Annotated in this window: 10 protein-coding genes; all 10 read right to left on the bottom strand. The window is 63.4% G+C overall.

Annotated features, from left to right (window positions below; translation table 11 throughout):
* Nucleotides 1-318 precede the first annotated feature (318 nt).
* On the bottom strand, nt 319-1,803 hold the full coding sequence (locus tag AC1DCM_RS05920) for a DHA2 family efflux MFS transporter permease subunit (RefSeq protein WP_442005143.1): 1,485 nt from the start codon (nt 1,801-1,803) through the stop codon (nt 319-321).
* A 116-nt stretch (nt 1,804-1,919) separates the two neighbouring features.
* Nucleotides 1,920-2,822 (bottom strand): pantoate--beta-alanine ligase, encoded by a 903-nt coding sequence (gene panC / locus AC1DCM_RS05915; protein WP_477517622.1) that lies wholly within the window; start codon nt 2,820-2,822, stop codon nt 1,920-1,922.
* Nucleotides 2,823-2,827: 5 nt separating this feature from the next.
* The gene (locus tag AC1DCM_RS05910; RefSeq protein WP_477517621.1) at nt 2,828-3,736 is read right to left on the bottom strand and encodes a Rossmann-like and DUF2520 domain-containing protein; all 909 of its coding nucleotides are present in this window, start codon (nt 3,734-3,736) and stop codon (nt 2,828-2,830) included.
* The gene (locus AC1DCM_RS05905) at nt 3,729-5,267 is read right to left on the bottom strand and encodes a PH domain-containing protein (protein ID WP_477517620.1); all 1,539 of its coding nucleotides are present in this window, start codon (nt 5,265-5,267) and stop codon (nt 3,729-3,731) included. Before AC1DCM_RS05905 ends, AC1DCM_RS05910 begins: the two co-directional genes overlap by 8 nt.
* A complete protein-coding gene (locus AC1DCM_RS05900; RefSeq protein WP_442005147.1) occupies nt 5,264-5,776 on the bottom strand; it encodes a PH domain-containing protein in 513 nt (170 codons plus the stop codon). The genes AC1DCM_RS05905 and AC1DCM_RS05900 overlap by 4 nt, the downstream gene beginning before the upstream one ends.
* On the bottom strand, nt 5,757-6,278 hold the full coding sequence (locus AC1DCM_RS05895) for a DUF3180 domain-containing protein (protein WP_442005148.1): 522 nt from the start codon (nt 6,276-6,278) through the stop codon (nt 5,757-5,759). Before AC1DCM_RS05895 ends, AC1DCM_RS05900 begins: the two co-directional genes overlap by 20 nt.
* A 2-nt stretch (nt 6,279-6,280) precedes the next feature.
* Nucleotides 6,281-6,820, bottom strand: a complete 540-nt coding sequence (gene folK / locus AC1DCM_RS05890; protein WP_477517619.1) for a 2-amino-4-hydroxy-6-hydroxymethyldihydropteridine diphosphokinase — start codon at nt 6,818-6,820, stop codon at nt 6,281-6,283.
* Nucleotides 6,817-7,176: a dihydroneopterin aldolase gene (folB, locus tag AC1DCM_RS05885; RefSeq protein ID WP_216924207.1), complete on the bottom strand. Its 360-nt coding sequence runs from the start codon at nt 7,174-7,176 to the stop codon at nt 6,817-6,819. Before folB ends, folK begins: the two co-directional genes overlap by 4 nt.
* Nucleotides 7,177-7,188: 12 nt before the next feature.
* Nucleotides 7,189-8,094: a dihydropteroate synthase gene (folP, locus tag AC1DCM_RS05880; RefSeq protein WP_442005151.1), complete on the bottom strand. Its 906-nt coding sequence runs from the start codon at nt 8,092-8,094 to the stop codon at nt 7,189-7,191.
* A 7-nt stretch (nt 8,095-8,101) separates the two neighbouring features.
* Nucleotides 8,102-8,734 (bottom strand): GTP cyclohydrolase I FolE, encoded by a 633-nt coding sequence (folE, locus tag AC1DCM_RS05875; RefSeq protein ID WP_442005152.1) that lies wholly within the window; start codon nt 8,732-8,734, stop codon nt 8,102-8,104.
* Nucleotides 8,735-8,739 lie beyond the last annotated feature (5 nt).

Below are 8,739 nucleotides of genomic sequence, written 5' to 3'. Positions count from 1 at the left end.
CCTTCCTCGTCCCGTACGGCTGCAAATAGTACTCATGCATGAACTCACGGATCTCTTCACGCGTAAAACCCTTGTTATCAACGGCCATCGCCGGCTCCTTCACTCAACAGCTAATGAATGACTCACAACCAGCTTGACGATGAGGGAACGTCGAGCAAATCGGGTCAGGATGTGAGAGAACGTTGGAAAGGGCAAGAGGCTGTTTGTCGGGCATACGACCGCACGCGTCTAAGCGAGGCACGAGCGAGCGCGCAGAGGATGCCCGCCAAACAGCCGGACCCAGCCGAACGGCTGGACCCAGCCAAACGGCACCAAGACTCAGTGACCGCCGTGGCCTGCGCCCTCGGTCTTTCGCATCATCGCACCGAGCACCACTGCGGCGCCGGCAATGATGGTTGCCGCCAGGAAGGCTGCCTGCATCCCGGCTACCAGGCCGGAGGATGCGGACACTACGGCGAAGATGGACACGAGCAGCGCAGTGCCAGCGGCGCCGGCAACTTGCTGGGCTGTGCTCATGATTGCTGATCCGTGGGAGTACAGGTGCGGAGGCAGCGGGTTCAAGCCAGTGGTGAAGGCAGGGGTGAAGAGCAATGCCAGGCCGAGGCTCAGCGTCACGTGCAGCGCAATCACCCATCCCAGAGCACTGGCCTGGTCCAGGCGCGAGAATTGCCAGAGCGTCAGGACCATGAGGACTGAACCGGATACGGTGAGGGGCAGTGGGCCCACTTTGTCGAAGATGCGTCCAATTACAGGACCCAGCAGACCCATGGCCAAACCACCGGGCAAGAGAGCCAGGCCGGTTTCCATCGGCTGCAGGTGCAGGGTGTTCTGCAGGTAGAGCGGGAGCAGGATGACCCCACCGAACAGGGCCATCATCGCTACGACCATGAGCAGTGTGGAGACCGTGAACATTCGGAAGTTGAAGGCCCGGAGATCCAGCAGCGGCGAATCGGTCTTCTGCAATTTGAGTTGGCGGAAGACGAACAGCGCCAGGCACACGACTCCAACCACGAGTGCGATGATCGGGACCACCCCGGCGTTGGCGCCACCGATCTGGCTGAGGCCGTAGACCAAGCCACCGAAAGCAGGAACGGTGAGGACCACTGAAGTGAAGTCCAAGCCAGTCTTCCCGCGCTCCCCCACATTGGTGAGGAACTTGGCGCCAATCGCCAAGGCAGCCAATGCTACGGGGAGCACGAACACGAACATGAAGCGCCACGAGAAGTGGTCCAGGATGATGCCTGAAACGGTGGGGCCCATGGCGGGAGCGACTGAGATGGCGATGCTGACGTTGCCCATGACGGCACCGCGCCGCGACATCGGCACAAGCGTAAGGATGGTGGTCATCAGCAATGGCAGCATGATGGCTGTGCCGCCGGCCTGGACGATACGTGCCAGGAGCAGCACGGGAAACCCGGGCGCCAGGGCGGCCAGCAGAGTTCCGCCGCTGAAGAGTCCCATGGCGAGCATAAACGAGCCCCGGGTGGTCAACCGCTGCAGGATGAATCCGGTGGTCGGAATGACGACCGCCATGGTCAGCATGAACCCGGTGGCGAGCCACTGGACCGTGGGGGCGTCGACTTTGAGATCGGTCATCAGCCGCTGGAGCGCCACGTTCATGATGGTCTCGTTGAGGATCACCACAAACGTGGCGACCAACAAGGTGACAATGACCGTGACGGATTCACGGGACATCTTCGCTGATACAGGAGCCTGCGTGAGCGCTTCCTCTGTGGAGGCAGCACTTGCGGACGCGCCGGAACCGGGCTCGCTGTTGGCGTCGGACGTGACGTCGGTAGACATGAGGATTCCTCAGGTTTGGGCTTGGATTCCGGCGATCAATGCCGGTAAAGACAGGAACAGTCTAGACGCCCAAGAGATTCCCGTCAGCAGAAAATCCAAACGTTAGGTATTCAACCTCAGGAATTAAGCGGAACGTTGTCTATCAACCGCACAGGACCCACCTTTGCGGCAACGATTGCCAGCCCTTCGCCGCGGAACGGAGTCTCCTTGCAGTTCTCGGCCAGCGGCTCAAGAGTGGTGGGATCCACGACGTCGAAATAGTCCAGTTCCACCAGTGGCTGGGATTCAACAAGCGCGACGGCGGAATCCAGGTCCAGCGGTTCATGTGCGTTCGCGCGGGACTCGATGAGGCGCAGAGCCCGTGAGAGCACCAGCGCTGCGTCGCGTTCTTGGTCCGAGAGGAAGCGGTTACGGCTTGAAAGAGCCAACCCGTCGTCACTGCGGACGATTGGCACCGGCACGATCTCCACGGGGAAGTTCAGGTCCACGACCATCCTCTTCACGAGGGCAAGCTGCTGGGCGTCCTTCTGGCCAAAGTAGGCACGGTAGGTCGGCGTCGAACCGTCCGCAGCTGCACCGCCGGGAAGTCCATAGTGCAGCAACTTGGCCACCACGGTCAGGGCGCCATCGAAGTGCCCGGGTCGTGAAGCGCCTTCCCATTTCCCGCCGAGCGGGCCGGCCGTGACGCGAACCAGCGGCTGGCCACCCGGGTACACCTCGTCCACGGAGGGTGCGAAGACGAGGTCCACTCCCTCGGCATCCAGGAGGGCCATATCGGCCTCAAGGGTGCGGGGATAGCGGTCGAGATCCACGGCGTCGCCGAACTGGAGGGGATTCACGAAAATGGTGGCTACCACGACATCGTTCTCTGCCACCGCGGTCCTCGCCAGGGCTGCATGGCCCGAGTGCAGGGCGCCCATAGTCGGCACCAAGCCTTGGGAACTTCCTCCCTTGGAAGCCAGGAGCCGGGCACTTTCAGCACGAAGTTCGGCCGCGGTGGTCACGAGTTTGATGGCCATGATGTTCAGATTCCTTCCGGCGCCGTGGGCTCTGTTCCCAAGGCCCCGCCAATGTCACTCAGTTGTTCAGGGCGCAGTAGCCCACGATTCCCGGCACGCCGGGCTGTTGCCCGGGCCATGGCCTGGTAGGCCGCGAGTACGTCGCCGCCCGCACCGCCGTCGTATTCCTTCAGCGCCTGGGCGTGCGCAGCAACGGTGCCCACATCGCCGCGCGCGACTGGACCGGTCAATGCAGACTCCCCGGACGCGAGAGCGTTCTCCAGTGTGGCCCGCAGCAATGGACCCAGCATGGTCTCCGGGGATTCGACGCCGATTTCGCGCAGCAACTGCGACGCCTGCGCAACAAGGGTCACCATGTGGTTGGAGCTGTGCGCGAGGGCCGCGTGGTACAGGGTGCGGTCTGCCTCGGCAATCGCTACCGGCTCGGCACCCATCTCCACTACCAGGGCCTGGGCAATCGGCAGCATGGCGGCGTCGGCTGTGACTCCGAACGTGCAATCCATGAGGCGGGTCAGGTCCAGGCTCATGCCGGTGAACGTCATGGCAGGATGCATCGCCAGCGGAATGGCACCCGCGCTGCGGATCGGTTGCAGGATCCCTACGCCGAAACGCCCGGAGGTATGCGCCACCAACTGGCCAGGTTGCCATGCACCGAGCTTCGCGAGTCCCTCAACAAGTTCGCCGAGGGCATCGTCGGGAACGGCCAGCAGCACCAGTTCCGATCGCTCCACAATGTCCTGGATCCCAAGGATCGGGACTCCCGGCAGCAGCGTCTCTGCCCGCTCGCGGCTCGCTTCGGAAACGGCGGAAACCCCGACGACGGCGTGCTCGGCCGCGCGCAAAGCGGCACCCAGGACAGCACCCACCTTTCCGGCGCCGATGATGCCGACTCCGAGTCTTCCTGGCCTAACCATGCTGAGGGTCCTCCTGGGTTGGTGCTTGCGGTAGTGATTCAGGCGGTGCTTGCGGTGGTGACTGTGGTGGTGCCTGGCCGGTTACCTGCAAAAGCCATTGCTCGCTGGTCTGCCGCTTTCTCGCCTCCCGGGCACGGGCTGCCTGCTGGTCGAAGAGCTGCACAGCCTGCTCCACGTCGGCCTGGTAGAGGCGTGGCACCACAGGTCCCGCCGTGGTGTGGAGGACAAGATCAGCCACCCCGAAACGCCGCGCCAGCGGACCTTGCTGCAAGGCCATGGACTGTGTTCGCTGATGGGGAACCAGGACCAGGGTGCGCCACCATCGGCCGGATCGAATCAACAATGCCGTTCGCGTGGCCAGGAAACCATTGCGCCGCCAGCCCAGCGGCGCCAGGAGCCAGGCCCTGCGCGGAGTAGTGACGAAACCATCCGTGGAAGTAGGCCCAGCCAACCCTTCCAGCGCGGAAGTGAACACCCGTTCCGGATCCTCAACACCCGGGTCCGGCAGCACGAGGGACAGCATCCGCATGACATCCGGCTTCAAGCCCACTGGCAGCAAAGTGGTCCGCGCAGCGTTCTCATTGCCTGCCGCGCCACCGTAGCCGGCCACGTTAACTTGCATGCGGTACCAGCCGAAGATCCTCCAGATGGGCGGCTGCCTGACCTTCAGTGCCTGGATTCGGCCCGGGGGCAGGGTCTGGGCTTGCGTGTCCAGGAGCCCGTAGCGTAGCCGGATCCCATCAGGGGAAATCGCCGCGGTGAAGTTGTAGCCCTTGTTGAATGAGTTCCAATAAGCAGCACCAATGCCCAGCACGGCCGGGATCAGCGCCAGGAAGATGGCGCTGTTTTCGGTGTACACGGAGATGGCTATGGATGCGGCGGCGCCGAGCAGGATACCGACGGTCTGCTCGCTCAGCAGGAGCGAGCCAATAAGCCGGGAAGGCGGCACGGACAAGACAACGTGCTCCGGCGCTTCGGGGATTTCTTGCGCAGTCTCCGGGCCGCTCACCACTCCGGCGGCACGGGCAAGGATAGTGGCGCGTAACTGTTTGGCCTGGACCAGCGGAAGGTAAGCGAGCCGCACGGCAGACTCGCCAGCGTCGGCGACTTCAAACTTGAGCTCAGCGAGGCCAAAGATCCTCGCCAAAAGGGGCTGCACGATGTCGATCGCCTGGACCCGGTCCAACCGAGCCTGCCGCTGCTGCCTGAACACGAATCCTGTGTTGACCCGGACATAGCCCTCGGCCACCTGGTAGCGCGTGAAGTACCAGCTCAGGATGAATCCGCCCACGGTCAGGAGAAGCACAATGCCGCCACCGGCCAACAGCCAGGGCACCCGTCCGTTGAGGTTGGGATCCAGGATGTCGCGGCCCTGAAGTACGCGTTCAAAGGCGTCGCGACCGAAAAAGTATCCGACGGCGGCCAGCGCCACCCAGCCGCGTACGAACGGTGACGCTGGATGCACGCGCCGCCAATCGCCGTCGTCCGCTTTAGCCGGGAGGCCCACGGTGGCGCTACCCTCCGGACTCACAGCCCGGCCAGCCTGGCTTCTCCACGTGCCGAGAGCTGTTCACGCAGCCGTGCGCCTTCCTCGGCAGGAAGTCCAGGCAGGTAAGCGCTGGTTCCAGCTGAAGCCGTGTGAAGTTTCAAGGTGCAGAGACCAAGGCCGCGTTCCACCGGACCAACAGTCACATCCACGTACTGCATCCGGCCGTACGGGACCACCATGGTGCGTTGGAAGAAGATGCCACGGCGAATGAGGAGATCGTCATCTCGCTCCGCGTAACCGATTGCACGGACCTGGCGCGGAATCAGCACGAGCCGCCACAACGCCAGGACAAGCATCACCGCGGGAACTGTGATGGCGAGCCACAGCGGAGGCCAACGCCACCAACCCAGCTGCACAAACACCAGGGGGAGGCTGAGGATCGCCACCATCACCAGGTTTCCGATGGCCCACTCCACCAAGCGGACCGTGACGTACTTCGGGGAGACCCGCAGCCACTGGACGCCGGGAGGGTCAATCGCCCCGGTATGCATATTCGCCTTCGCCTTTTGTTTCCCCGCGGCGGGTTTCCGGTCCTGGAGTGCCACCTTCGAGGTCTTCCGGTGGGATCCGGCAGAATCTCTCGACCACCAGGCCGACGACCACCATCACCACGCCACCACCGCCCATCAGGACGGCGTTCCAGAGGATGCCTTCACCACTCCGCAAAGTCCCGATTCGGAGAAGGTCAAAGGAGATGCCGGCGTGCCAGCCCAGAAGGAGCGTCCCGGCATATGCGCAGGCTTGGGCAAGGATCAGCGTCCGGGCGGCAAGGATCGGGTTGAGCAGGTTCTTCTTCTTGCCGTTGCGCCACCGCAGCACCCGGATTCCCATGATTAGGGTGAGTACTGCGATGACACCCATGGTGACCAGCGCGGAGACCGGAAGCACGGGAGTGGGCATGCTGAAGCGGTTGGTTGCCGCCGTGGCCAGCCAACCGATGGCGGCAGCGATGATGGCGATGATGACCAGGACCGCGGGGCGCATGGGCTTCACTTCTACTCCACCGCTCCCGTCGCCGGAACACCTGCGATATCGCCGTAGCCGTCGAACCGACGGATGTCGGGCATGTCCTCAGCTGCGGCCGCCAACTCTGCAACGCTTTGCCCGTTCAGTTGGGCGTTCGGCTCCAGCAGCGACCATGGGTACAGGACAAACGCGCGTTCGGCCGCCCTCGGGTGAGGCAGGGTCAGGATGGGGTCGTCGCTGACCACGTCACCGAAGACGATGATGTCCACGTCCAGTGTCCGCGGACCCCACCGCACTTCACGGGTGCGATGGTGCTTCTGCTCGACGTCGTGGCAGTGCTGCAGCAGCTCTTGGGGACTGAGGGTCGTCTCAACTGCCATGACCATGTTCAGGAAATCGGGTTGGCCTTCCGGCCCGCCGACTGGCTTGGTCTGGACCACCGGAGATACTCCAAGGAGCCTGACGTTCGGCGGATCCACGAGATCGGCGACGGCGGTGGAGAGGGTGTCGTTCCGCTCGCCGAGGTTGCTGCCGAGGGCCAGGATCGCTTTGGTGTATCCGGAGTTCATGATCGCTCCCTGTGGACACTCACGGTGACATCGCCAAACGGAACCTCAATGGGCGCTTTCGGCTTATGGACGGTGACATCCACTGCGGCCACGTTGTAATTGGCGAGGATGCCATCGGCAATCCTCACTGCCAACCCCTCAATCAGGTTCAGCGGCTCGCCCTCGATGTGCGAGGTGATGAGCTCAGCCACCTCACCGTAGTGCGCGGTGTACTGGAGGTCATCCGTCTCCGCAGCCTTGCTGAAGTCAGTATGAAGGACGGCGTCCACGACGAACGGCTGGCCGTCGCGGCGCTCGAAATCGAACACTCCGTGATGGCCGACGGCGGTGACACCGGTCAGCGTGATCCTGTCCACAAGGTCCTCCGGTCAGCGGGCGATTCGAGCGGCAACCTTGACGGCGTCAAGGCTGGGACCGACGTCGTGGACGCGCACAGCCCAGGCGCCCTTCGCGGCGCTCAAAGCGGTGATAGCTGCCGTGGCGGCGTCGCGTTCCAGCGGCGCGGCAGACTTGCCGGCAACAGTGAGGAGCGAGCCGAGGAACCGCTTGCGTGATGCAGCCACCATGACCTTGTGGCCGAGTGAGAACAGCTTGTCCAGGTTCTTAAGGATTTCCCAGTTCTGGTTCTCGTTCTTGGAGAAGCCAATTCCGGGGTCAACGATGATCTGCTCCGGAGCGACGCCTGCCGCGTAAAGTTTGTCGCGGACACCGCTGAGCTCAGCCACGACGTCTTCGGTCACGTTGTTGTACTCCGTGAGGCTGTCCATGGTGCGGGCATCGCCACGACGATGCGTGAGGATGTAAGGAACCTTGGTTCGTGCGACGAGCTCGGGCATGTCTGGCTCGATGGTCAGGCCGGAGACGTCGTTGATGATCGCCGCGCCGGCTTCCACGGCAGCGGCCGCAGTTGAGGTGTGCATCGTGTCGATACTGACAAGTGCGCCAGCCTTCACCAGCGCCTGGATTACCGGGAGGACCCGGCGTTGTTCTTCTTCAGGGGAAACGGGTTCGGCGCCGGAGCGCGTGGACTCGCCACCGACGTCGATGATGTCCGCGCCGGCGTAGAACATACGCAGGCCGAGCGCGATGGCGGTGTCCGGCGTGCGGTGGGTGCCGCCGTCGCTAAAGGAATCCGGTGTGACGTTGAGAATTCCCATAACGAGCGTGCGGTCCGTTGGCAGGTCCTCAAACCTGGCCGCGGGCCGCGGCTTGCGGAGAATCGGCAGTGGGCTTGTGGCCGGGCCGGTTCCGGGTGCTGCAGCGAGGGAATCCATATATTGCTTACCTTCCGAGTATGAGGCTCATGGCCTCGGCGCGGGTGGCCGGGTCATGGAGCTGACCGCGCACCGCACTGGTGACAGTCTTGGCGCCGGGCTTGCGGATGCCGCGCATGGACATGCACATGTGTTCGCATTCGATGACGACTATCGCCCCACGCGGGTTGAGGTGCTTGACCAGTGCCTCAACGATCTGGGTGGTGAGCCGCTCCTGCACCTGGGGCCGGCGCGCATAAATGTCCACCAAACGGGCCAGCTTGCTCAGGCCTGTCACCTTGCCCTCATGTGACGGAATATAACCGACATGAGCCACCCCGTGGAACGGCACCAGGTGGTGTTCACACGTGGAGTAGAAGGGAATGTCCTTCACAAGGACAAGCTCTTCATGGTCAAGGTCAAACGTGGTGGAGAGGACATCTGCCGGGTGCTGGTGGAGGCCCGCGAAGACCTCCGCATAGGCCTTGGCAACACGCTTGGGCGTGTCATGCAGGCCCCCGCGATCAGGGTCTTCACCAATGGCCAGCAGGATTTCACGTACTGCAGCTTCAATGCGCGGGCGGTCTACTTTGTGGCCCCGCTTGCCGTCCGCGGCTGAGCCGTGGTCGGCGGCGAGGTCGTCGTCGTCGAAATGAGTCACAGCAG

The organism is Paenarthrobacter sp. 10N417, from assembly GCF_056394745.1.
Note: the sequence above shows the minus strand (reverse complement) of the source record. Positions and strands in the feature narration are given on the sequence as shown.

Coding starts and splice junctions, on each gene's coding strand:
- AC1DCM_RS05920 (WP_442005143.1), bottom strand. CDS start 1,803: ATGTCTACCGACGTCACGTCCGACGCCAACAGCGAGCCCGGTTCCGGC.
- panC (WP_477517622.1), bottom strand. CDS start 2,822: ATGGCCATCAAACTCGTGACCACCGCGGCCGAACTTCGTGCTGAAAGT.
- AC1DCM_RS05910 (WP_477517621.1), bottom strand. CDS start 3,736: ATGGTTAGGCCAGGAAGACTCGGAGTCGGCATCATCGGCGCCGGAAAG.
- AC1DCM_RS05900 (WP_442005147.1), bottom strand. CDS start 5,776: ATGCATACCGGGGCGATTGACCCTCCCGGCGTCCAGTGGCTGCGGGTC.
- folK (WP_477517619.1), bottom strand. CDS start 6,820: ATGAACTCCGGATACACCAAAGCGATCCTGGCCCTCGGCAGCAACCTC.
- folP (WP_442005151.1), bottom strand. CDS start 8,094: ATGGATTCCCTCGCTGCAGCACCCGGAACCGGCCCGGCCACAAGCCCA.